At 71.0% G+C, this 22,900-nt stretch carries 21 protein-coding genes, 4 tRNA genes and 1 other RNA gene; 8 read left to right on the top strand and 18 right to left on the bottom strand.

Going from position 1 to position 22,900, the window contains the following annotated elements; all coding sequences use genetic code 11:
- Positions 1–74: 74 nt before the first annotated feature.
- Positions 75–269: a CopG family transcriptional regulator gene (locus AAG688_RS06595; RefSeq protein WP_411834560.1), complete on the bottom strand. Its 195-nt coding sequence runs from the start codon at positions 267–269 to the stop codon at positions 75–77.
- Positions 270–618: 349 nt separating this feature from the next.
- Here AAG688_RS06595 and ffs point away from each other — a divergent pair.
- Positions 619–715, top strand: an RNA gene (ffs, locus tag AAG688_RS06590) — signal recognition particle sRNA small type.
- 183 nt (positions 716–898) lie between these two features.
- On the opposite strand, the gene AAG688_RS06585 is transcribed toward ffs, so the two are convergent.
- From AAG688_RS06585 to AAG688_RS06565, 5 genes are read right to left on the bottom strand one after another with little or no spacing between them, the layout of a single operon-like run.
- Entirely contained in the window at positions 899–1,900 is a 1,002-nt protein-coding gene (locus AAG688_RS06585; protein ID WP_411834559.1) for a gluconolaconase, read from the bottom strand.
- On the bottom strand, positions 1,900–2,391 hold the full coding sequence (gene moaC, locus AAG688_RS06580; RefSeq protein WP_411834558.1) for a cyclic pyranopterin monophosphate synthase MoaC: 492 nt from the start codon (positions 2,389–2,391) through the stop codon (positions 1,900–1,902). Before moaC ends, AAG688_RS06585 begins: the two co-directional genes overlap by 1 nt.
- A gap of 22 nt (positions 2,392–2,413) precedes the next feature.
- Positions 2,414–3,445, bottom strand: a complete 1,032-nt coding sequence (gene moaA / locus AAG688_RS06575; RefSeq protein ID WP_411834557.1) for a GTP 3',8-cyclase MoaA — start codon at positions 3,443–3,445, stop codon at positions 2,414–2,416.
- A gap of 2 nt (positions 3,446–3,447) precedes the next feature.
- Positions 3,448–4,221 (bottom strand): MBL fold metallo-hydrolase, encoded by a 774-nt coding sequence (locus AAG688_RS06570; protein ID WP_411834556.1) that lies wholly within the window; start codon positions 4,219–4,221, stop codon positions 3,448–3,450.
- A 2-nt stretch (positions 4,222–4,223) separates the two neighbouring features.
- Positions 4,224–4,973 carry a 3-deoxy-D-manno-octulosonic acid kinase gene (locus AAG688_RS06565; protein WP_411834555.1) on the bottom strand — a complete coding sequence of 250 codons (750 nt, stop codon included), beginning with the start codon at positions 4,971–4,973 and terminating at the stop codon, positions 4,224–4,226.
- A gap of 169 nt (positions 4,974–5,142) precedes the next feature.
- On the opposite strand from AAG688_RS06565, the gene AAG688_RS06560 reads away from it, so the two are divergent.
- Positions 5,143–6,177, top strand: coding sequence for a glycosyltransferase family 9 protein (locus AAG688_RS06560; RefSeq protein WP_411834554.1), 1,035 nt, complete (start codon positions 5,143–5,145; stop codon positions 6,175–6,177).
- Positions 6,164–9,211: a spermine synthase gene (locus tag AAG688_RS06555; RefSeq protein ID WP_411834553.1), complete on the top strand. Its 3,048-nt coding sequence runs from the start codon at positions 6,164–6,166 to the stop codon at positions 9,209–9,211. The genes AAG688_RS06560 and AAG688_RS06555 overlap by 14 nt, the downstream gene beginning before the upstream one ends.
- Positions 9,212–9,242: 31 nt before the next feature.
- Here AAG688_RS06555 and AAG688_RS06550 read toward each other — a convergent pair whose 3' ends face one another.
- Positions 9,243–9,656, bottom strand: a complete 414-nt coding sequence (locus AAG688_RS06550) for a DUF6165 family protein (RefSeq protein ID WP_411834552.1) — start codon at positions 9,654–9,656, stop codon at positions 9,243–9,245.
- A gap of 183 nt (positions 9,657–9,839) precedes the next feature.
- On the opposite strand from AAG688_RS06550, the gene AAG688_RS06545 reads away from it, so the two are divergent.
- On the top strand, positions 9,840–10,529 hold the full coding sequence (locus tag AAG688_RS06545; protein ID WP_411834550.1) for an SDR family NAD(P)-dependent oxidoreductase: 690 nt from the start codon (positions 9,840–9,842) through the stop codon (positions 10,527–10,529).
- Positions 10,530–10,544: 15 nt separating this feature from the next.
- Here AAG688_RS06545 and AAG688_RS06540 read toward each other — a convergent pair whose 3' ends face one another.
- A complete protein-coding gene (locus tag AAG688_RS06540; RefSeq protein WP_411834549.1) occupies positions 10,545–11,249 on the bottom strand; it encodes a PP2C family protein-serine/threonine phosphatase in 705 nt (234 codons plus the stop codon).
- A gap of 192 nt (positions 11,250–11,441) precedes the next feature.
- Between AAG688_RS06540 and AAG688_RS06535 the strand changes: the two genes are divergently transcribed.
- Positions 11,442–11,532: transfer RNA gene (locus AAG688_RS06535), tRNA-Ser, on the top strand.
- Positions 11,533–11,935: 403 nt separating this feature from the next.
- On the opposite strand, the gene dnaQ is transcribed toward AAG688_RS06535, so the two are convergent.
- From dnaQ to AAG688_RS06515, 4 genes are read right to left on the bottom strand one after another with little or no spacing between them, the layout of a single operon-like run.
- The gene (dnaQ, locus tag AAG688_RS06530; RefSeq protein WP_411834548.1) at positions 11,936–12,676 is read right to left on the bottom strand and encodes a DNA polymerase III subunit epsilon; all 741 of its coding nucleotides are present in this window, start codon (positions 12,674–12,676) and stop codon (positions 11,936–11,938) included.
- A 5-nt stretch (positions 12,677–12,681) separates the two neighbouring features.
- On the bottom strand, positions 12,682–13,221 hold the full coding sequence (locus AAG688_RS06525; protein ID WP_411834547.1) for a GNAT family N-acetyltransferase: 540 nt from the start codon (positions 13,219–13,221) through the stop codon (positions 12,682–12,684).
- Positions 13,218–13,670, bottom strand: a complete 453-nt coding sequence (gene rnhA, locus AAG688_RS06520; RefSeq protein ID WP_411834546.1) for a ribonuclease HI — start codon at positions 13,668–13,670, stop codon at positions 13,218–13,220. The genes AAG688_RS06525 and rnhA overlap by 4 nt, the downstream gene beginning before the upstream one ends.
- Complete coding sequence (locus AAG688_RS06515; protein ID WP_411834545.1) at positions 13,667–14,341, bottom strand: hypothetical protein; 675 nt, start codon at positions 14,339–14,341, stop codon at positions 13,667–13,669. The genes rnhA and AAG688_RS06515 overlap by 4 nt, the downstream gene beginning before the upstream one ends.
- Before the next feature lie 50 nt (positions 14,342–14,391).
- On the opposite strand from AAG688_RS06515, the gene gloB reads away from it, so the two are divergent.
- The 3 genes from gloB to AAG688_RS06500 are packed head-to-tail and all read left to right on the top strand — an operon-like array spanning position 14,392 to position 17,222.
- Positions 14,392–15,171, top strand: coding sequence for a hydroxyacylglutathione hydrolase (gloB, locus tag AAG688_RS06510; protein WP_411834544.1), 780 nt, complete (start codon positions 14,392–14,394; stop codon positions 15,169–15,171).
- Entirely contained in the window at positions 15,171–16,400 is a 1,230-nt protein-coding gene (locus AAG688_RS06505) for a transglycosylase SLT domain-containing protein (protein WP_411834954.1), read from the top strand. The genes gloB and AAG688_RS06505 overlap by 1 nt, the downstream gene beginning before the upstream one ends.
- Positions 16,401–16,427: 27 nt before the next feature.
- Entirely contained in the window at positions 16,428–17,222 is a 795-nt protein-coding gene (locus AAG688_RS06500; RefSeq protein ID WP_411834543.1) for an enoyl-ACP reductase, read from the top strand.
- 159 nt (positions 17,223–17,381) lie between these two features.
- On the opposite strand, the gene AAG688_RS06495 is transcribed toward AAG688_RS06500, so the two are convergent.
- The 6 genes from AAG688_RS06495 to lon all read right to left on the bottom strand — a co-directional run bounded on the left by AAG688_RS06495 (position 17,382) and on the right by lon (position 22,830).
- Positions 17,382–19,358, bottom strand: coding sequence for a peptidyl-prolyl cis-trans isomerase (locus AAG688_RS06495; RefSeq protein WP_411834542.1), 1,977 nt, complete (start codon positions 19,356–19,358; stop codon positions 17,382–17,384).
- A 202-nt stretch (positions 19,359–19,560) separates the two neighbouring features.
- Positions 19,561–19,637: transfer RNA gene (locus AAG688_RS06490), tRNA-Asp, on the bottom strand.
- 78 nt (positions 19,638–19,715) lie between these two features.
- A tRNA-Asp gene (locus tag AAG688_RS06485) sits at positions 19,716–19,792 on the bottom strand.
- A gap of 36 nt (positions 19,793–19,828) precedes the next feature.
- Positions 19,829–19,903, bottom strand: a tRNA-Val gene (locus tag AAG688_RS06480).
- An 11-nt stretch (positions 19,904–19,914) separates the two neighbouring features.
- Positions 19,915–20,187, bottom strand: a complete 273-nt coding sequence (locus tag AAG688_RS06475) for an HU family DNA-binding protein (RefSeq protein WP_411834541.1) — start codon at positions 20,185–20,187, stop codon at positions 19,915–19,917.
- A 204-nt stretch (positions 20,188–20,391) separates the two neighbouring features.
- Positions 20,392–22,830 (bottom strand): endopeptidase La, encoded by a 2,439-nt coding sequence (gene lon, locus AAG688_RS06470; RefSeq protein WP_411834539.1) that lies wholly within the window; start codon positions 22,828–22,830, stop codon positions 20,392–20,394.
- Between the last annotated feature and the right edge of the window lie 70 nt (positions 22,831–22,900).

Raw genomic sequence — 22,900 nt, 5'->3', positions numbered from 1 at the left:
CGTGAAGCGCCCGGCGCTTGGTCGCAGGGGTGCGCGCACCGGGTCATTTTTCTTTCGCGTTGGCATTGGTCAGCTCAGGGAATTTTGGAGAGGAGCGGCCATTGCTCTGCTACGTATTTTTCACTTGCGTCGCGGATCACCCAGGCCAGGGATACCTTCTTCTGCGATGCAATTTGTTCGAGGAGGCGGTAGAGCTCAGGAGGAAAGCTCACGGACGTCCGCAAAGCTTGGTCAGGTCTACCGCGTTCACTGGAGGCTTGTGCGGTCATGCTTTCGGTCTCCCTTCACGCCGATGCACCACTCTACACCAGGCTGGTGCATTCGCAGCCGGCCACCCGTCCTTTCGGGCAGGCAGGATGGGAGGAGACGGTCTCAGAAATGGCGACCATGCTTCCGGGGTGATCACCCTGCACGCGCAAGCCTTTCCGAACGCATGCGCATTCAGCTTTTGCTGGGATGGCCTACGCCCTGCTAAACTAGCGGGACACCCACTAGGACCCAGTCCGGTAGGTGTCGCGTGAGTGATTTCAATGGGTTAGGGGTCGGGATACCGTGTCCCCCTCTCTCCGCCAGTTCCACGAGCCGCGCCCCGGGCGCGGCTTCGTCTCTATGGTGACCCCGTCGGTCCCTCGCGACGCTAGATCGAAAATCCCGCCAGGGCCGGAAGGCAGCAACGGTATCGGTCGATGCGGGCGCCGAGGTCAGCCGGCGGGGTCATCGCCTTTCCGGTCGAGGCGGCGTGAAAGCCCGCATGTAGAGCCGAGCTTGCTCGGCTGCGTTTGCTGCCCCGGCTCATGCGACACGCGATGTGGGCCTTCGCGTCATGCTCGAAGCAGCGGAGCAAGCTCCGCTCTACAAGGACTCGCGGGTAGGGCCGGGCTTGCCCGGCCGCATCGACCTATTCCACCAGCCCGAGCGCATCGGGCTCGCGGCCGGTGACCCAGTAGTCGACGACCTGCCAGTTCGCGGTATCGATAACGGCGATGCGATCGCCGCCGCTGATGGCGACGTAGACGCGGGCGCGCTTGCGGTCGGCGACCACGCCGATAGGCAGCGGGGCGCGGCCGAGCATCGTCGGCTGGTATTCCATGTCCGCACGCGACAGCGCGACGGTCGCCAGCCGGACCTTGGTGAGGGCGTCGAACACCGCCAGTTCGGCCGCGCGCGCGTTGGTCACCAGCGCCAGCGCACCGTCGGCGGTGAACGCCACCCGGATCGGGAAGCCGGGGCTGCCCATGCGCCGCTTGACCGCCAGCGTGCGCGGGTCGTGCACGGTCAGGGTGCCGTCCTCGCGGTTGGTCACCCACACTTCCGCGCCGTCCGGGCGCACCGCCACGCCCTCGGCGCCGCGCCCGGCCGCCTGCTCGTGGGTGACGCGGCCGCTGGCCAGGTCGATGCGGCTGATCGTGCCCCGGGCGATCTTGCTGACGTAGGCGGTCTTGCCGTCCGGCGACACCGCGATCATGTGGCCGACGCCGTCGCCGACCTCGATGACCTGTTCGACCTTGCCCTGGCGCACGTCCACCCGCAGCACGCTGCCCGAAGCCTCGGTGGTCGCCAGCACACTGCCGTCGGGCAGGAAGCGCAGCCCGTGCGGCGCACCGTGCTGGCCGAGGTCGATGTGCCGGGTCGGCTGGCCGGAACGCAGGTCCAGCACCGACAGGGTGTTGCCGGCCTGTTCGCTGCCGTAGTTGCTGACCACGGCGATGTCGCCCTCCGGCGCCACCGCGATCTCGTGCGGCGCCGGGCCGGTGCGGAACTCGCCGATCCTGCGGCCGTCCTGCAGCGACAGCCGCCACACCGTGTCGGCGGACTTGTTGCCGACCAGCAGTTCGCCGGCGTCCGCGCCCGGCGCCAGCGCCAGGCCCAGCCACAGCCATCCCGCCGCTACCCGCGCCATCAGCACGTCCCGATGTCGCGCTTGCCGCCGCGCTTGCCGAGCAGGCGCGCCGGGCCGATGACGATGGCGTGCGAGAGCGCCTTGCACATGTCGTAGACGGTCAGCGCGGCGACGGTGGCGCCGGTCATCGCCTCCATCTCCACGCCGGTGCGGTGGGTGGTGCGCACGCTGCATTCGATCCGCAGCGCCGTCTCGCCCTGCCAGTCGATGGCGATGCGGCAGCCGTCGATCGGCAGCGGGTGGCAGAACGGGATCAACTCGTGGGTGCGCTTGACCGCCAGCGTGCCGGCGATGATGGCGGTATCGACGATGCCGCCCTTGGCGCTGCGCAGCCCGCTGGCGCGCAGTTGCGCGGCGACCGCCTTCGGAAAGGCCACCTTGCAGGTGGCCACCGCCTGCCGCGCGGTGACCGGCTTGGCCGAGACGTCGACCATCGCCGGACGTCCGGCCGCGTCGAGATGGGTGAGCGCGGAAGCGGGTGTTTTTGCCATGATCACGAATCTTTCGGCCGGATCAGCCGCCGATAAGATACATCTCCACGTGGCGCCCGCCCACGCGCGCGCGTTCGCCGCGCAGTTCGCTGTAGCGGTCGGCGCGGCGCGACCACAGCGCGGCCACGCGCTCGGAAACGGCCTGTTCGCCCTGCTCCAGCGCCTCCATCAGCGAGGTGCCGTCGGCGGCGAACAGGCAGGTGAACAGCCGCCCGTCGGCCGAGACCCGCGCACGGTGGCAGTCGCCACAGAACGGCTGGCTGATCGAACTGACGAAGCCCACCTCGCCCGTGCCGTCGGCGAAGGCGTAGCGTTCGGCGACCTCGCCGCGGTAGGCCGGCGCCAGCGCGCGCAGCGGCCAGCGCGCGTCGATGCGGTCGCGCAGCTCGGCCGAGGCCACCGCGTCGTCGCGGCGCCAGCCGTTGCAGGTGCCCACGTCCATGTACTCGATGAAGCGCACGACGTGGCCGCTTCCGCGGAAATGCGCCAGCAGCGGCAGCACCTGGTCCTCGTTGACGCCGCGCTGGACCACGCAGTTGATCTTGAGCGGGCCGAAACCGGCCTCCTCGGCGGCGGCGATGCCGTCCAGCACCTGCGCCACCTCGCCGCGGCCGCCCGACAGCCGGTGGAACAGTTCCGGATCCAGCGCATCGAGGCTGACCGTGATGCGCCCCAGGCCCGCCTGGCGCAGCGCGGCCGCCTGCCCGCGCAGCAGCGTGCCGTTGGTGGTCATCGCCACGTCCTCCAGGCCTTCGATGGCCGCCAGCCGCGCCACCAGGTCCGGCAGGTGGCGGCGCAGCAGCGGCTCGCCGCCGGTCAGGCGCAGCTTGCGCACGCCGGTGCGGACGAAGCCGCGCACCAGCGTCTCCATCTGTTCGAAGGTCAGGCGCCGTTGCGCGCCCAGCGCCTCGTCCTCGACCTCGCGCCCTTCCGGCATGCAGTAGCCGCAGCGGAAGTTGCAGGCCTCGATCACCGACAGGCGCAGATCGCGCAGCGGCCGCCCGAGCCTGTCCTGCGGCATCGTCGCGGCCGTGCGCGGCGCCTGCGTCGCCATGTTCACGCCTCCTGCGTCCATGCCAGCGGCGCGGCCAGCGCCAGCACCTCGCCCGGCCGGGCGACGCGGTGGCCGCGCGCGCGCAGCGCCTCGCCGTCGGCGGCGCTGGCGTAGTGGTAGAGCACGCAGCGGCGCAGCAATTCGGGCGGGTATTCGCGTTCCAGATCGTCGATGCCGCTGTGCGAGGGGTTGCCGTGCAGCGCGCAGTCGTGGGCGATCAGCTCGCGGGCGTCGGCATGGCGCGCGAGCATCTCCGGGATCGGCCGGGTGTCGCCGCTCCAGACGACGCTGCCGCGCAGGCGCAGGCCGAAGGCCGTGTCCGGCCAGTGGTGGCGCACCGGGAACACCTCCAGCCGCTGGCCGTCGTGCCAGAACGCGTCGCCGACCGGGATCAGCTGGAACGCGTCCCAGAAGTTGGCGCCGCCCTCGGCCAGCACGTTGGGATACTCGCCGACCCGCCGGTGCAGCCAGGGCACCAGCGGCGCAGGCACGTACAGCCGCACCTTGCCGCGCCGCGCCGGATCGAAATAGCTGCCGACGAACAGCCGCTCCATGCCGGCGACGTGATCCAGGTGCACGTGGGTGATGAACAGCGCCGAAGGGAAGCGGCCGCCGTAGTCGTCCAGCAGCGCGGTCAGGCCCTCGCCGCCGCAGTCGATGGTCAGCCACGGCTCGCCGTCGCGTTCGAGGGTCGCCATCGCCGAACCCAGCGCCACCGCGCTCGCCGCGCCGACGCCGTGGAAGCGCAGCGCCCAGCCGTCGCGTCGCGCGTCCATGCTCACACGCCCCGCGCCCAGGCCGCGTCGTAGGCGCGGCGCAGGCGTGCATAGCCCTGGCGGATCTGCCCGGCGTCGCGCGCGCCGCGCAATTTCAGCAGCGAGCGCAGCAAGCGCGACAGGTTGCGCTCGCGCCAGTGGGTGGCGGGGATGTGCAGCTTGCCGCGGTCGAAATCGATCAGCCAGCCCTTGCCGGCCTGGTCGAACAGGATGTTGTGCGCGTTGAGGTCGGCATGGTCCAGCCCGGCGCGATGGAAGCGCGCGATCAACTGCCCGGTCGCCTCCCACGGCAGATCGTCCTGCCCGCTTTCGAGCATCGCGCCCAGCGAGCGCACCCCATCCAGCCGTTCCAGCAGGATCGCGGCGCGGTAGCCGAAGCCGTCGCGCAGGTAGCAGGCCGCCACCGGGCGCGGCACCGGCAGGCCGCGCGTGGCCAGTGCACGGGTCAGGCGGAACTCGGCGAAGCTGCGCGTGCGGTCGGGCCCGCGCCACAGGTAGCGGTCGCGGCTGAAGCGCGCGGCCAGGCCGCCACGGCGATACTGCCGCAGCACGCACTGGCTGGAGGGCGCATCGATGAACCAGGCGCCGCCGCGGCCGCCGCTGTCCACCGGACGCGCGCGCGCACCCCACTTCTCCGGGTCGAACCAGTCCGGATCGGCCTTGCCCAGGTGGGTGCGATCGAACAGGATCGCGCCATAGCCGTCGCCTTGCCGGAACGGCGTCAGGGATTCGCTGGCGTCGAAGCTGACCATCCGGTCGAGTCTAGGGCGTGACGCCGCGGCGGTCACCTCCCCGCGTCGCGCTTTCAGGCATTCCGCATCACGCATCCGGCCGTGGCCAGCGCGCCGGTGTTCGTCATGGTCGGTCGCCGCACGGGTACGGCATACACTGTCGGCCAGGTTTCGTGCCCGGATTGCCGCCTTGCCCCCTGCCCCCGATTCGCTCTGCCTGCTCCGTCTCTCCGCCCTCGGCGACGTGACCCACGTGGTGCCGCTGGTGCGCACGCTGCAACGCCACTGGCCGGCCACCCGCCTGCACTGGATCATCGACAAGGCCGGCCACAGGCTGCTCGACGGCCTGGAAGGGGTGAGCTTCCACGTCTACGACAAGCGCAGCGGCCTGGCCGGCATGCGCGCGCTGCGGCGCGAGCTGCCCGGCCGCTTCGACGCGCTGCTGCAGATGCAGGTGGCCCTGCGCGCCAACCTGCTGTCGGCGTTCGTGCCGGCGCGGCGGCGCATCGGCTACGACCGCAGCCGCTCGAAGGATCTGCACGGCCTGTTCGTCAACGAACGCATTCCCGACCGGCCGGGCATCCACGTGCTCGACGCCATCGGCAGCTTCTGCGAGCCGCTGGGCCTGAAGCAGGCCGAGGTCGCCTGGAACCTGCCGGTGCCGCAGGAAGCGCACGACTGGGCCGCCGCGCAATGGCCGCGCGACGGCCGCCCGGTGCTGATGATCTCGCCCTGCTCCAGCCACGTGCGCCGCAACTGGTACGCCGACCGCTACGCCGCGGTGGCCGACCACGCCGCCGCGCGCGACTGGCGGGTGGTGCTGTGCGGCGGCCGCAGCGAGCTGGAACGCCGGACCGCCGACGCCATCGTCGCGGCGATGCGTGCGCCGGCGCTGGACCTGGTCGGCAAGGACACGCTCAAGCAGCTGCCGGCGCTGCTGGCGCGCGCCGATTTGGTGATGACGCCCGATTCCGGGCCGATGCACATCGCCAACGCGATGGGGGTCAAGGTGTTGGGCCTGCACGCGGCCAGCAACCCGCGCCGCAGCGGGCCGTACTCGGATGTCGCCTATTGCGTGGACCGCTACGACGCCGCCGCGCGCAAGTACCTGGGCAAGCCCGCCGCCGAGCTGAAGTGGGGCACCAAGATCGAGTTCGACGGGGTGATGGAACTGGTCACCGTCGACGATGCCATCGCCGCGTTCGAGCGCCATGCCGGCCGCTGAGGCCGCCGCGCCGCGCCGCGGAGCCGTGCCCGGGCTGGCGCCGCTGCTGCTGGGCCTGTTCGTGCTGTCCGGCTTCGCCGGGCTGATCTACCAGTCGCTGTGGTCGCACTACCTCGGCCGCACGCTCGGCCACGCGGCCTACGCGCAGGCGCTGGTGCTGGCGATCTTCATGGGCGGCATGGCGCTGGGCGCGTGGCTGGCCGGGCAGCGCAGCCGGCACTGGCGCCGGCTGCTGCTGGCCTACGCAATCGCCGAGGCGCTGATCGGCGCGTTCGCGCTGGCGTTCCCGCCGCTGTTCGCCGGCTACACCGCGCTGTCGCAGGACGGCGTGCTGCCGGCGCTGGGCGGCGGCTGGGCCGGGCTGCTCTACCCCTGGCTGTCGTCGGCGCTGCTGATCCTGCCGGCCTGCGTGCTGCTGGGCGCGACCTTCCCGCTGCTCAGCGCCGGCTACCTGCGCGCCAGCGACGAGCCCGGCGGGCGCGTGCTCGGCGGCCTGTACTTCGCCAACAGCATCGGCGCGGCGGCCGGCGCGCTGATCGCCACCTTCGTGCTGCTGCCGGCGCTGGGCCTGCCCGGCGCGATGCGGCTGGCCGGCGTGGCCAACCTGGTGGTCGCGCTGGCGGCGTGGGCGGTGTCGCGGCGGCTGCGCGAGGGCGCCGCGCCCGCGCGGCCCCTGGCCGAAACGGCGACGGCGTCCCCGTCACCGGCGACCGCCAACGACGCCGGCCTGGCGCGCGGGCTGCTGGCGATCGCCTTCCTGTCCGGCGGCTTCTCCTTCGTCTACGAGATCGGCTGGATCCGCCTGCTCAACCAGGCACTGGGGACCACGCTGCACGGCTTCGAGCTGATGCTGGCCGCATTCCTGCTGGGGCTGGCGTTCGGCGGCGGGTGGGTGCGCCGGCGCGCGGCGCGGCTGGCCGATCCGCTGCGGCTGGCCGCCTTCGCGCAGATCTGGATGGGCGTTTGCGCGCTGCTGTCGGTGGTGGTGTTCTCGCAGTCGTTCCACGCGGTCGGCTGGATGATGCAGGCGCTGGCGCGCAACGACGAGGGCTACCTGCTGTTCTCGCTGGGCAGCGCGCTGATCGCGCTGGGGGTGATGTTCCCGGCCGCGTTCTTCGCCGGCATGACGCTGCCGCTGTTCACCCTGGCGCTGCTGCGCGCCGGCGGCGGCGAGTCCGGCATCGGCCGCATCTACGCGGCCAACACGCTGGGCGCGATCTTCGGCGTGCTGCTGATGATGCATGCGCTGATCCCGCTGATCGGCGTGCGCTGGGGCATCGCGCTGGCCGCGCTGGGCGATGCCGCGCTCGGCTTCTGGCTGCTGGCGCGCGCGCCGTCGGGCGCGGCGGGGCGGCGCATCGGCGCGGTCGCGGTCGGCGTCGCGCTGGCGCTGCTGCTGACCGCCGGCCGGCTGGATCCGCGCGAGCAGGCCGCCGGCGTATTCCGCAACGGCAGCGTGCGCCTGTCCGACGAATCGGAGGTGCCCTACCTGCGCGACGGCAAGACCGCAACGGTGGCGGTGGTGCGCTCGGCCGCGCATGGCTCGGCCGCCATCCTGACCAACGGCAAGTCCGACGCGGCGATGGTGCTGGACCTGGACAGCCCGCCGCGCGGCGACGAGTTCACGATGGTCGCATTGGGCGCGCTGCCGCTGGCGGTGCATCCTGCGCCGCGCGAGATCGGCGTGATCGGCTGGGGCTCGGGCCTGTCCACCCATACTCTGCTCGGCAGCCCGCTCGTACAACGAGTGGAGACGGTCGAGATCGAGCCGGCCATCCACGCCGGCGCGCGGCTGTTCGGCGAGCGGGTGGCGCGCGCTTATACGGACCCGCGCTCGCAGGTGCGTTTCGACGACGCGCGACGCTTCTTCGCCAGCCACCAGCGCCGCTACGACGTGATCGTCTCCGAACCGTCCAACCCGTGGGTCAGCGGCGTGGCCAGCCTGTTCACCCGCGAGTTCTACGCCTTCCTGCGCGGCCACCTGGCCGACGACGGCGTGCTGGTGCAGTGGCTGCAGACCTACGAGATCGACGACGCGCTGCTGGCGACGATGCTGGCCGCGCTGCTGGAGGAATTCCCGGACGCCGAGGCCTACCTGGCCCACGACGTCGACCTGGTCATCGTCGCCTGGCGCGGCCGCCACCACGGCGCCGACCACCGGCGCCTGCAACATCCGGATCTGCAACGCGAGCTGCCGCGCGTCGGCCTGGGCAACGCCGACGAACTGGCGCTGCGCCGGATAGGCGGCGGCGATCTGCTGCGCACCTTCGTGCGCTCGCTGGATGCGCCGGTGCATCGCGACGACTACCCGCAAGTCGCCCTGCGCGCGCCGTCGGCGCGCTTCCGCGGCGCCAGTTCCGACACCCTGCAACGTCTGGTGGACAACGGCCTGCCGGTGCTCGACCTGCTCGAAGGCCGGACGCCGGCCACCGCGACGGCCGCTATCGGCGCCTACGGCGATCACCGCTTCACCCTGGCCCACCGCGATGCCGTCGCCATCGCCGGCGCGCTGCGCGGCGTGCCCGGGGACGCCCTCGCCCCGGAACTCGGCGACGAGGCGCTGCTGAAGCTGGAGGCGCTGCGTGCGATGTCGGCCCGCCCCGTCGACAGCCTGTGGTCGTGGTCGGATACGGTCGCCGCATTGGCGGAGAGCAGCCTGGGCGCACTGCCGGCCGAGGACCTGCGCGGCGCGTGGATCCAGCCGCTCTGGATCGATGCCGGAGCGCAGCCTCCAGCGGTGCAACGCATCCTGGACATGTACGCCGCCGCGGCGCGGCGCGACCCGGCGGCCATGCGCGAGGCCGGCGAGGCCACGCTGCAACTGGCCGAACCGCTGCCGATGCGCGTGCAGGAGCACGCCCTGGTCATCGCCCAGCTCGGCGCGATCGGCAGCGGCGACCCGGCGGCGGTGGAGAGGCTGCACCAGGGCTACGGCGTCGCCCTGCCGCACAGCGAGCGCTTCCGCATGGCCCGCCACTTCATCCGCGTGCGCGCCCTGGACACGGCCGCGGCCCAACGCTCCGCGGGCCGCTGAAAGCCGGCGCGGATCGCGCCGGCCGCGTCACTTACGCCTTCGGCGCGCCGCCGCCGCGGTAGTCCTCGTAGGACTTCTCCTCGACGTAGCTGGAACCCAGCGCCAGGTTGATGTCCTTCTTGATGCGCGCGCGCTCGTCGTTCTCGAAGTAGACGCTGCGCGCCAGCCGGACGAACTCCTCGTCGAAGGCCTGCGCCTTCTCCTTGAGGCGGATGTCGTCCTCGATCACCCACAGCCGCTCGTTGACCGCCTTCAGCCGCGCGCGCAGGTCGGCGATGTTGTGGCCGGCGGCCGGGTGGGCCATCCAGGTCTTCTCCAGCGCGGTCAGCTCGTTGCGGACGTTGGCCAGCTTGGCCTCGTCGGTCATCCGCTCGGACTTGATCTGCAGGATGGCGATCTTGTCGAGCAATTCGCCGAACGACACCGGCACCAGGATTTCGGACATGGGACGACACTCCGTAAGGGGAGCGCGATTCTACCGGGGGCGCCGTGAAGTTTCCGCTCCGCGCGCGGGCGATGGAGCGCCTCGCGATCGCCCCGCGAAAGACGGCGCGGAAGGCCTTCTCCCGCCCGCGCGCCGCGGCTGGATCTAGAATGCCGGCCTTTCCCGCAATCCGGAGCATCGAGAATGGACCTGCAATCCCTGCGCGTGATCGTCACCGGCGGCACCGGCGCGCTCGGCCGCGCGGTCGCCGAAACCCTGGCGGCCGCGGGCGCGCGCGTGGTCGCCCTGGATCATGCGCCGGCGACAACCGACGCACCGGCGGGCGTGCAGGTCATCGGCGGCATCGACCTGGCCGACGGCGACGCCGCCGGCCGCGCGGTCGCGCAGGCCGCCGATCTGCTCGGCGGGCTGGATGCGCTGATCAACATCGCCGGCGGCTTCCGCTGGGAGACCGTGCAGGACGGCAGCCTGGACAGCTGGGACCTGCTGTACCGGACCAACCTGCGCACCGCCGTCGCCGCGACCCGCGCGGCGCTGCCGCTGCTGCGGCAATCGGCGCGCGCCAGCATCGTCAACATCGGCGCGGCCGGCGCGCTGAAGGCGGGCACCGGCATGGGCGCCTACGCCGCCTCCAAGGCCGGCGTGGCCAAGCTGACCGAGGCGCTGGCCGACGAGCTCAAGGACGCCGGCATCACCGTCAACGCCCTGCTGCCGAGCATCATCGACACCCCGGCCAACCGCCGCGACATGCCCGACGCGGACTTCGCGCGCTGGGTCGCCCCGGCGCAGCTCGCCGGCACGGTCGCCTTCCTGCTGTCGGAACCGGCCCGCGCCATCACCGGCGCGCTGATCCCGGTCACCGGCCGGGTCTGAGGTCCGCCGCGCCGGCTACTGGCAGCGCACCAGGATCGCGGTGACGTTGTCCGAGCCGCCGCCGTCCAGCGCGGCGGCGATCAACGAATCGACGCATTCCTGCGCGCTGCAGTCGGTATGCCGCAGCGTATCGGCGATGCCCGAGTCGTCCACCTCCTCGGTCAGGCCGTCGCTGCACAGCAGCAGCTGCATGCCCGGGCGCAGCTCGCCGGTCATCGTCTCGACGTTGAGGTGGCGCGGGTCGGTCACGCCCAGCGCCTGGGTGACGACGTTGCGGTGCGGATGCTGGCGCGCCTGCTCGCTGGTCAGCGCGCCCTGGGCGATCAGTTCCTGCACGTAGCTGTGGTCCTGGCTGAGCTGGGCGAGCTGGCCCTCGCGCCACAGGTAGGCGCGGCTGTCGCCGACCCAGGCCACCTCGAAGCGCTGGCCCTGCACCCGCGCGGCGACCACCGTGGTGCCCATCGGCAGGCTGTCGTTGCGGCGGCGCGAGATGCGGATGATCTCCTCGTCGGCGATGCGGATGGCCTGCGCCAGCGGCGTGCCGTCGCGGATCTCGCGGACGATGGTCTCGCGCGCCAGCGCGCTGGCCACCTCGCCGCAGGCGTGCCCGCCCATGCCGTCGGCCACCAGCCACAGGCCCAGCTCGCTGTCACCGTAGTAGGTGTCCTCGTTGAGCTCGCGGCGCAAGCCGACGTGGGTGATATGCCCGAATTCGATCATGGTGGCCCGCGGGGGATGGACGGGAATAGCCTTGCCTGCCAATACGCGATCATCGCGGCGAAGCGGACAGGCGGCAAGCACGCCGCAGATGGCGGCATTCGGGCCGGATTCAGGCCGAAGCCCCGGTCCGCGCTTGTCGGCCAACGGCCCGCCCCGTATCATGCACGGCCCGGCTGCAGCCGGGACCGCATCGGAGAGGTGGCAGAGCGGTTGAATGTACCTGACTCGAAATCAGGCAGGCGTTTATAGCGCCTCGGGGGTTCGAATCCCCCCCTCTCCGCCAGATACGCATGACGCCCCGCAAGGGGCGTTTTGCGTATCTGGCGGAGAGGGGGGATCTGGATGAGAACCCAAGCGGGTTCGACAGCGTGCCGCAGGCGCGCTGGACAGCCGCAGGCTGGCCCCGCAGGTGCGCAAGCACCGGAGGGGCGAGGTCCGAAGGACCGAGCAATCCCCCCCTCTCCGCCAGATACGCAAGACGCCCCGCAAGGGGCGTTTTGCGTATCTGGTGCAGAAGGGGGATCTGGATGAGAACCCGAGCGGGTTCGACAGCGTGCCGCAGGCACGCTGGACAGCCGCAGGCTGGCCCCGCAGGTGCGAGGGGCGAGGTCCGAAGGACCGAGCAATCCCCCCTCTCCGCCAGACATGCAAAACGCCCCGCAAGGGGCGTTTTGCGTATCACGTGTTCACACGACCGTGGCGACCGCTTCCTGCGTGCCTTCCAGCGCGTCCCACAGGCAAACCCCGCCGGCCTTCTTGCGCAGCTTCTCCAGCCGCGCCTGGTGGGCGGCCAGTTCCTCCGCGTCGGGCTGCACGCGCGGGCGCGGCGCGGCAATCGCGGCGGTGAACACGAAGGTGGCGGCGCTGGCGGTCTCGGTTTCCTCGACGCCGGCGAAGCCGATCTCGCGCTGGCCGGCGGTCAGGTTGAGGTAGACGTCGCACAGCAGCTGGGCGTCGAGCAGCGCGCCGTGCAGCTGGCGGTGGGTGTTGTCCACGCCAAGGCGCTTGCACAGCGCGTCCAGCGAATTGCGCTGCCCGGGAAAGCGCTGCCGCGCCAGCAGCAGCGAGTCCTCCACGCGCACGCGATCGTGCATGCGGCCATAGCTCGGCCCCAGCAGCGACAGTTCGTAGTCGAGGAAGCCGATGTCGAACGCGGCGTTGTGGATGATCAGCTCGGCGCCGTCGATAAAGGCGAGGAACTCGTCGGCGATCCCGGCGAACAGCGGCTTGTCGGCCAGGAAGTCCAGGCTCAGCCCGGTCACCTCGGCCGCGCCCTGCTCGAACTCGCGCTGCGGATTGATGTACTGGTGGAAGGTGCGCCCGGTCGGGCGGCGCTCGAGCAGCTCGACGCAGCCGATTTCGACGATGCGGTTGCCCTTTTTCCACTCAAGTCCGGTGGTTTCGGTATCGAGGATGATCTGTCGCATCGGAGTCAGGGATCCGTCTCGGTGTCGCGGTCGAAGAGCTTGACCTCATGATCGTCGGCGGGCAACCGCAGGGTGCGCCGGAAGCGCATGCCCAGGCTTTCCAGCAGGCGGATCGAGGCCTCGTTGTGCGGCGAGACGATCGCCGCCACCCGCGCCAGCCGGTGGACCGGCCAGGCGGACGCCAGCACCGCGGCGGCCGCTTCGCGCGCATGGCCCTGGCCGCGGAATTCCGGCAGGAAGGCGTAGCCGATGTCGGCATCGTCGAGGAAGTCGCGCCGCAGCAGCCCGCACACACCGACGCTCTCGCCGCCCTGCTTCAGCTCCACCCGGTACAGGCCGAACCCGTGCCGCGCATAGCTGGCGATGGCACCGTCGAGCAGGTGCCGGCGCGATTGCGCGAGCGTGCGCACGCCGCGATCGCCGATGTTGTGCAGGAAGCCGGGATCGTTGAGCAGGCGCAGGTTGAACGCGACCTCGTCCGCGTTGTCGGCATCGAACCGCCACAGGCGCAGCCGCGCCGTCTCCAGCGCCGGGGTGGCGCTCATGGCGTCGCCGCGCCGGCGCGCACCCGCGTGGCCTGTTCACGCGCGAGCAGGTCGACGCGCTCGTTGTCGGGATCGCCGTTGTGCCCCTTCACCCAGCGCCAGTCGATCCGGTGACGCTGGCAGGCGGCGTGCAGCCGTTCCCACAGGTCGCGGTTCTTGACCGGTTCGCCGGCGGCGGTCTTCCAGTTGCGCCGCACCCAGTTGGCCATCCACTCGGTGATGCCTTGGCGGACGTACTGCGAATCGCTGTGCAGGGTGACCTGGCACGGCTCGGTCAGCGTCTCCAGGGCGACGATGGCCGCCATCAGCTCCATCCGGTTGTTGGTGGTGTGCGCCTCGCCGCCGACCAGCTCGCGCTCGCGCTGCTGGTAGCGCAGCAGCGCCGCCCAGCCTCCGGGGCCGGGATTGCCCAGGCAGGAGCCGTCGGTATGGATTTCCACGTGCTTCATCGACAAGGTGATTCCAGATCAGGCCGGCGCGGCGCCGGCGCGGCGCCAGGCGGTCTTGGCCGGAAGGGGGAAACGGGAGCCGGCGTGCGCTTCTCGGCACGCAGCAGGCAGGCCGCGCGCAGCGGCGCGATGGGGCCATCGGCGGCGAGCACGCGCGCGCAAGGGCCGAAGTAGCGGGCCTGCGGCTCGACCTGCAGGCCGGCCGCGCCCAGCCGCAGCCGCCAGGCCACCGCCGCGCGCGGCGGCAGGCCGGCGCGGCGCCAGTGCCGGCGGTACGGGCTCCAGGGGTTGAGGCTGAACAGCCACAGCCGCCCGCCCGGCGCCAGCACCCGCGCGCACTCGGCGATCAGGTCCTCGCTGCCGTCGTCGTGGGCATGCTGGAGCACCAGCCGGCCGATCGATTCGCTCGGCAGCGGCAGCGGCAGCGCGCAGCGCAGCGGCCCTTCGAAGCCGCCGCCGGCATGGCTCAGCCGCAGGCCGCGCCCGGCCGGCGACGGCGGCGCGGCGGCAGTGGCGGCGGGACCGGCGGCCAGCCACAGCCAGGGCTGGGCGTCGTTGCCCTGCAGGGCTTCGGCGACCGCCTGCGCCTCGGCCGCCAGCAGCGCCTGTCCGGCCGCGCTGCCGAACCATGCGATGGCATCGGGTTGACGGCTGAACGCGAAGGCAGGCATGGTCGGAATTGTAGTGGACGCGCCCCCCGGCGTCCGGTCCGGGATCCGCCATGCGCCTGCAAGCCCTTCCCGCTTTCGAAGACAACTACATCTGGGCGCTGGTGGACGACGACGGCGATGCGCTGATCGTCGACCCCGGCCAGGCCGAGCCGGTGCTGGCGGCCTCGCGGCTGGGGCTGTGGCCGGCCGCGGTGCTGGTCACCCACCACCACCCCGACCACTGCGGCGGCGTGGCCGCGCTGCGCGAGCGCTGGCCGACCCTGCCCGTGTTCGCCCCGGACGACGCCCGCATCGCCCACGCCAGCGAGCGCGTCGGCGACGGCGACAGCGTGGCCGTCAAGGGCTGGCGGCTGCGCGTGCTGGCCGTGCCCGGCCACACCTCCAGCCACGTCGCCTACCACGGCGGCCCCCCGCAGCAGGCCCCGCACCTGTTCTGCGGCGACACCTTGTTCAGTCTGGGGTGTGGTCGGATGTTCGAAGGTACGCCGCCGCAGATGCTCGCCTCGCTGGACCGGCTGGCCGCCCTGGCGCCGGAAAGCCTGGTCTGCTGCGGCCACGAGTACACGCTGGCCAACGCGGCCTTCGCGCGCACCGTGGATCCCCGGAACGACGCGCTGCGTCACCGCATCGAGGAAGCCCAGGCCATGCGCCAAGCCGGACGCCCCACCCTGCCGACCTCCCTGGCCCGGGAGCTGGCCTGCAATCCGTTCCTGCGTACCGACGCCCCCGCCGTGCAGGAAGCCGTCGCCCACCGGCTGGGCCGCATGCCGCGCGACCGGGTCGAGACCTTCGCCGAGCTACGGCGCTGGAAGGACGGCTTCCGCGCATGATCCGGCGCGGCTCCTTGCTGCTGGCCCTGCTGTGCGCGGCGGCCTGGCCGGCGCTGGCGACCGACCCCGCGGCCGCACCGCCCGAAGTCCCTGCCGCCCCCATCGCGCCCGAAACCCCGGAAGAGCCGGCGTTGCCGCCCGGCCATCGCAGCGGGCTGGAAATCTACCAGCGCTTCCGCGAGGGACTGGCCGATCCCGAATGCGACGCCGACGCCACCGGCGGGCGCTGGAAGCAGCAGTTCGGCCATGCCCCGGGCCGGCTGCTGCGCGACGACGACCTGCTGCCGCTGTTCGGCTACGTGGTCGACGCGCTGCGCGAGGCGCACCTGCCGACCGAGTACGCGCTGATCCCGTTCGTCGAGAGCGGCTACCGGCCGGGCGCGCGCAACGCGCAGGGACCGGCGGGGCTGTGGCAGTTCGTCGGCGTGACCGCGCGCAACCAGCAGATCCCGATGCGCCAGGGCTACGACGGCCGGCTGTCGGCGGTGGATTCGACGCGCGCGGCGGTGCGCTACCTGAAGACGCTGCACGGCATGTTCGGCGGCGACTGGCGGCTGGCGGTGATGGCCTACAACGCCGGCGAGTACCGCATCCTGCAATCGATGCGCCGGGCCGGCATGAACGCGCGGAACGCCCGCCCGGCCGAGCTGCCCGGCCTGTCCCCCATCACCTACGCCTACGTGGAGAAGCTGCACGCGCTGGCCTGCATCTTCCAGCAGGCCGACGACCGCAAGGAATGGCTGGAGCGGCTGGACCGGCCGGTGCCGCTGCTCGCCGCGCAGCCGCTACCGCCCGGTACCAGCCTGGAGCGCTGGAGCCGCGACAACGCGCACGACCCCGAACGGATGCGCCGGCTCAACCCGGCGCTGGCCGCCGGCTCCGGCCGCGGCGAGCGGCCGCTGCACGTGCTCGCCCCGCTGCGCGCCGACGTCGCCACTATTGCCGATGCACCCATCGCGACGCTGGCGCTGGCCGCGGTCACGCCTGCCGGCGCAACGCCCGCATCGGCCGCCTCCCCGGCCGCCGCTGCGCCGCGCTCGCACACCGTGCGCAGCGGCGAATCGGCCTGGCTCATCGCCCGCCGCTACGGCCTGCGCCCGCAGTCGCTGCTGGCCCGCAACGGGCTGCGCGCCGACAGCGTGCTGCGCCCCGGCACGGTGCTGCTGCTGGACGGCCTGGACGCCGCCGCGCGCCGCGCCGACACCGCCGCGGCGCCCGTGGCAGAATAGAGCGATCGTCCCGACAGCGAGTACATCATGGGTTTCCTGCAAGGCAAGCGCGCGCTCATCACCGGTATCGCCAGCGAGCGTTCCATCGCCACCGGCATCGCCGAGGCCATGCACCGCGAAGGCGCCGAACTGGCGTTCACCTACCAGAACGACAAGCTCAAGTCGCGCGTGGAGAAGGCCGCCGAAGCGTTCGGCAGCGACATCGTGCTGCCGCTCGACGTGACCGACGATGCTCAGATCGCCGCCTGCTTCGAACAGTTGGGCCAGCGCTGGGACGGCATCGACATCGTCGTCCACGCAATCGCCTTCGCGCCGCGCGAGGCCCTGGCGGGCGGCTTCCTCGACGGCCTGACCCGCGAGAACTTCGCCAGCGCCCACGACATCTCCGCCTATTCGCTGGCCGCGCTGGCCAAGGCCGCGCGCCCGATGATGCAGGGCCGCAATGGCGCGCTGCTGACGCTGAGCTACCTCGGCGCCGAACGTGCGCTGCAAAGCTACAACGTGATGGGCGTGGCCAAGGCCAGCCTGGAAGCCACCGTGCGCTACCTGGCGCTGAACCTCGGCCCGGAGGGCATTCGTGTCAACGCGGTCTCCGCCGGCCCGATCCGGACGCTGGCGGCCTCGGGCATCTCCGGCTTCCGCAAGATCCTCGGCCACGTCGAGGCCAACGCGCCGATCCGCCGCACCGTGACCATCGAGGACGTCGGCAACGTCGCCGCCTTCCTGTGCTCCGACCTGGCCGCCGGCGTCACCGGCGAGGTCACCTACGTCGATGGCGGCTACAACATCGTCGGCATGACCGGGCTGGGCGACGAAGAATAAGCGCCGGCCCTCGCGGATACGAAAAAGCCCGGCGATGCCGGGCTTTTTCATGGTATCTCCCCACCGAAGTCCGGGGGAGACGCTGTAGCGCCGGGCTTGCTCGGCGGATGGCCCGCCGGGCAGCGGAGCAAGCTCCGCTCTGCAGTGTGCGGGCCGGCGTTACAGCCGGTCTTCCATCACCTTGACCTTGTACTGCTTGCGCATCGCGTCGATGTAGGCCTGGGTGGCGCTGGCGCCGTCCATCTGCGCGACCTGCTGGCGCAGCATCGCGCGCTGCTCGGCCGGGATGGCCGACAGGTCGGCCTCGTTGACCTTGTCGACCGAGAACACCGCCCAGGCGCCGTTGCCCAGCGCGACCTTGCCGGTCGAGGGCTTGCCGTCGGCCGGGCGCTGCGCGGCGAAGATCGCCGCGTTGGCTTCCTGCGTCGGCACCTGCATGCCGCGCTGCAGACCGGGCAACTGGCCGGCCTGCAGGTTCTCGGCGCTGGCGATCTCCTGCAGCTTCTCGCCCTTGGCCAGGCGCGCCAGCAGCGCATCGGCGGCCGCCTGCGCGGCCTTGTCCTGGCGATCGGCGCGGATGGCGGCGATCACCGCATCGCGCACCTGCTCCAGCGGCTGCGCGCGCTCGGGCTGGTGCTCGGCCACGCGGATCAGCACGCTGTGGTTCGGCGCCAGTTCGATCGGATCGCTGACGGTGCCGTCCTGCACCAACGCCTCGGAGAACGCGGCGCGCTGCACCGACGGATGCGCGACGATGCCGACCGGCGCATTGCGCGCGACCGGGCCGACGCGCTGCACGGCCAGTCCGGTCGCCTCGGCGGCGGCGGTGAGCGAGGTCGGGTTCTTCAGCACCTCGTTGACCACGCGGCCGGCCAGTTCGTTGTAGGCGCGCTCGCCGTCGCTGGCGGCCTGCTCGCGCGCCAGTTCGTCGCGCACTTCCTCGAACGAGCGGCCCTGACCGGCCTTGATCTGCCTGAGCTGGAGCACGTGGAAGCCGTAGTCGGTCCGGACCGGGGCGCTGATCTCGCCGGCCTGCATCGAGAACATCGCGTCCTCGAACGGCTTGACCATCGAGCCGTCGCGCGCCACCCACGGCAGTTCGCCGCCGGCGTCCTTGGAACCGGGGTCTTCCGAATGGGCCTTGGCCAGCGCGGCGAAATCGGCGCCGCCGCGTGCCTGCTCGGCCAGCGACGCGGCCTTCCGCTCGGCCGCCTTGACCGTCGCCTCGTCGGCATCGGCAGGCACGGTGATCAGGATGTGCGCCGCCAGCCGCTGCTCGGGATCGACGAAGCGCGCCTTCTCGTCCTCGTAGCGCTTGCGCAGCGTGGCTTCGTCGGCGGGCGCCGCGGCAGGCAGTGCCGCGCCGTTGATCTCGACGTATTCCAGCGTCACCGATTCGGCCTGGCGGAAATCGCTGCCGTGGCTGTCGTACCACTGCTTGATCTCGGCGTCGGTGACCTCGGCGGCGTCGGCGGCCGGCGGCGCGACCATCGCGATGGTGACGTCGCGCGTTTCGCCCAGCAGGCGCAGCAGGCGCTCCATCTCCTTGTCGGTGATGAAGTCGGATTCGCCGATCGCCTGCGGGATCACCAGCATGCCCAGGCGCTCGCGCTGGCGCTCCTCGAACGCTTGCGGCGTCAGCGGCGGGTTTTGCTGCGACAACAGCAACTGGTAGCGCTCGAGGTTGAACTGGCCCTCGACCTGGAACGCGGGTTCGGTGGCGATGGCGCGCGCGACCGCGTCGTTGCCGATGACGATGCCGGCCTGCGCGGACGCCAGCGCCAGCACCTCGCGATCGATCAACTGCTGCAATACCCGCAGCTTGTTCTCCATGCTCTCGAACTCGCGCGGATCGAAGTCCTCGCCCTGCGCCTGGCGCTCCTGCGCGCGCACCTGCTCGAACTCGGCGCGGAACTCGTCGAGGGTGATTTCGCGGCGCTCCCACAGCATCGACACCGGCCACCAGGACGGCGCGGATTTCCACCAGTGCGGCGGCGCCTCGACCGTGGCCACGTCGTTGGCCGCGCCGCCGGTCATGTACTCGTTCACGCCGACGAAGGCGAACGGGATGATCAGCAAGCCGAGGATGAGGGTGGCGATCCAGCCGGTGGTCTTGTCGCGGAGTTTCTGCAGCATCGGTGCGCGGGGCCTGATTACGTCAAGCCTGCAAGTTTAGCGCGCTTTGCGCCGTCTGCAGCGGCATTCCCGGCACCGCCTGGATGCGCCGGTCCGGCCGGAAGCCCGCCCGGGCGAAGCCGGGCCGGGAAAGTTCGCATCGGCGGCCCGCTGCGATGGCCCGGAAAGCAGAAAGCCCGCTTGCGCGGGCTTCCCTTGTAGGTGGCGGAGTGGACGGGACTCGAACCCGCGACCTCCGGCGTGACAGGCCAGCATTCTAACCGACTGAACTACCACTCCGCGCTTTGGAACATCGAAACTCGCCTTTCGCGTCTTCCGCGAAAGAAAGCCCCCGATCGCTCAGGGGCTCCTTGTTACTGGCGGAGCGGACGGGACTCGAACCCGCGACCTCCGGCGTGACAGGCCAGCATTCTAACCGACTGAACTACCGCTCCGCGCCTTGAAACCTGGTGTTGCCTTGCTGGGTGCCCTGGTGGGTGCTGAGGGGATCGAACCCCCGACCCTCTCCGTGTAAAGGAGACGCTCTACCGCTGAGCTAAGCACCCAAGCGAGTCGATTAGTTTACGGCATCCTTCAGGGCTTTGCCAGCCTTGAACGAGGGGTTCTTCGAAGCCTCGATCTTGATCGCGTCGCCGGTCTTCGGGTTGCGGCCGGTGCGCGCGGCGCGCTCGCGGACCTGGAAGGTGCCGAAGCCGACGAGCGTCACGGTGTCGCCGGCCTTCAGGGCCTTGGTGACACTGGCGATGACGGCGTCGACGGCGCGGCCGGCTTCGGCCTTGGACAGTTCGGCCTGGTCGGCGACGGCATCGATCAATTCGGTTTTGTTCATCTAATGACTCCCTGTGCGGAGGATCCGCGGAATGAGTGATCGGCTGCCCGCGCTTCGGGACAGCCCATCGAGTTGCCGTGTGCAGCGTCGTGTACCAACGCGTGACGGGTGCGGGTTTTATACCAGCGCGATCCCTGCCACGCAAGCCGAAAACCCAATAACGACGCGGGTTTTGCGGCTTCTACGGGATCTGCGCGGCGAACGCTAGTGCTTGACGCCGGGTTGCGAAACCGGCTTGTCGGAAGAACCCAGCGGCCGTTCCTGCCCGCCTTCGGACGACGGCGCGATCGGCCGTTCCAGCGCGATGTCGAGCACCTCGTCGATCCATTTCACCGGGATGATGCGGATGCCGTCGGTGACGTTGGCCGGGATGTCGGCCAGGTCCTTGCGGTTCTCCTCGGGGATGATCACCGTGTCGATGCCGCCGCGCAGCGCGGCCAGCAGCTTCTCCTTCAACCCGCCGATGGCCGAGACGCGGCCGCGCAGGGTGATTTCGCCGGTCATCGCGACGTTCGCCTTCACCGGATTCTTCGTCAGCGTGGACACCAGCGCGGTCACCATCGCGATGCCGGCGCTGGGACCGTCCTTGGGCGTGGCGCCGTCCGGCACGTGCAGGTGCACGTCGTGCTTTTGCAGGAACTCGGCATCGATGCCGAGCTGCCCGGCGCGCGAGCGCACCACCGACAGCGCGGCGGTCGCCGATTCCTTCATCACGTCGCCCAGTTGGCCGGTCAGCGTGGTGCCGCCCTTGCCCGGTACCAGCGAGACCTCGATCTGCAGCAGGTCGCCGCCGACCTCGGTCCAGGCCAGGCCGGTGACCAGGCCGATCTCGTTCTGCTCCTCGGCGCGGCCGTAGTCGAAGCGGCGCACGCCCAGGTACTTGTCCAGGTTCTTCGAGGTCACCTGCACCGGCGCGGGCTTGCCGGACTTCTTCTTCGCCGGCTTCGGGCCGGCCAGGGCCAGTTCCTTGACCACCTTGCGGCAGATCTTGGCGATCTCGCGCTCGAGGTTGCGCACGCCCGACTCGCGCGTGTAGTAGCGCACGATGTCGCGGATCGCGCCCTCGGCGATCTTCAGCTCCTCCGGCTTCAGGCCGTTGGCCTTGATCTGCTTGGGCACCAGGTAGCGCTGGGCGATGTTGAGCTTCTCGTCCTCGGTGTAGCCGGGGATGCGGATCACCTCCATGCGGTCCAGCAGCGGGCCGGGAATGTTCAGCGAGTTCGACGTCGCCACGAACATCACTTCGGACAGATCCAGGTCCACTTCCAGGTAGTGATCGTTGAAGGCGTTGTTCTGCTCGGGATCCAGCACCTCCAGCAGCGCCGAGGACGGATCGCCGCGGAAGTCCATCGACATCTTGTCGATCTCGTCCAGCACGAACAGCGGGTTCCTGCTGCCGACCTTGTTGAGGTTCTGCACGATGCGGCCCGGCATCGAGCCGACGTAGGTGCGGCGGTGGCCGCGGATCTCGGCCTCGTCGCGCACGCCGCCCAGCGACATGCGCACGAACTTGCGGTTGGTCGCCTTGGCGATGCTCTGCCCCAGCGAGGTCTTGCCCACGCCGGGCGGGCCGACCAGGCACAGGATCGGGCCCTTCATCTTCTGCACGCGCGACTGCACGGCGAGGTATTCGAGGATGCGTTCCTTGACCTTGTCCAGGCCGTAGTGATCGGCGTCCAGCGTGTCCTGCGCGACCTTCAGGTCCTTGCGCACCTTGCTGCGCTTCTTCCACGGCACGCCGAGCAGCCAGTCCAGGTAGTTGCGCACGACCGCGGCCTCGGCCGACATCGGCGACATCTGCTTGAGCTTGTTGAGCTCGTTCCTGGCCTTGGTCTCGACCGCCTTGGGCATGCCGGCCTCGGCAATCTTGCGCGCGAGTTCCTCCTGCTCGTTGGGCACGTCGTCGAGCTCGCCCAGTTCCTTCTGGATCGCCTTCATCTGCTCGTTGAGGTAGTACTCGCGCTGCGACTTCTCCATCTGCGACTTGACCCGGCCGCGGATGCGCTTCTCCAGCTGCTGCACGTCGATCTCGCCGTCGACGAAGCCGACCAGCAGTTCCAGCCGCTCGCCGACCTCCAGCGTCTCCAGCAGGCGCTGCTTGTCGGCCAGGCGCACGCCCAGGTGCGCGGCGATGGTGTCGGCCAGGCGGCTGGGCTCGTCGATGCCGGACAGGGTCTGCAGCAGTTCCGGCGGCAGCTTGCGGTTGGTCTTGACGTACTGCTCGAACAGCGACATCAGCGAACGCGCGACCGCCTCGATCTCGCGCGGCTCGCGCCCTTCCGTCGATTCGATCTGCTCGCCGCGCCCATACAGCGAGCCGTCGCGCTCGACGATGCCGGAGACGTTGACCCGGCCCACGCCCTCGACCAGCACCTTGATGGTGCCGTCGGGCAGCTTGAGCAGTTGCAGCACCTGCGCCAGCGTGCCGACGGCGTACAGGTCGGCGGCGGCCGGATCGTCGGTCTCGGCCGACTTCTGCGCCAGCAGCAGGATGCGCTTGTCCGACTCCATCGCCTGCTCCAGCGCGCGCATCGACTTGTCGCGGCCGACGAACAGCGGGATGACCATGTGCGGGAACACCACCACGTCGCGCAGCGGCAGGACCGGCAGGTCTAGGATTTCGGACTCGGAACGACGCGGCATGGAGACTCCGTGACAGGCAATGCGGGGCGTGGAAACGCCGATGGCCCCGTTATGGGGCCATCGCGCGGGA

The organism is Pseudoxanthomonas mexicana (genome assembly GCF_046736355.1).
In the GTDB taxonomy this organism is placed as follows: domain Bacteria; phylum Pseudomonadota; class Gammaproteobacteria; order Xanthomonadales; family Xanthomonadaceae; genus Pseudoxanthomonas_A; species Pseudoxanthomonas_A mexicana_B.
Note: the sequence above shows the minus strand (reverse complement) of the source record. Positions and strands in the feature narration are given on the sequence as shown.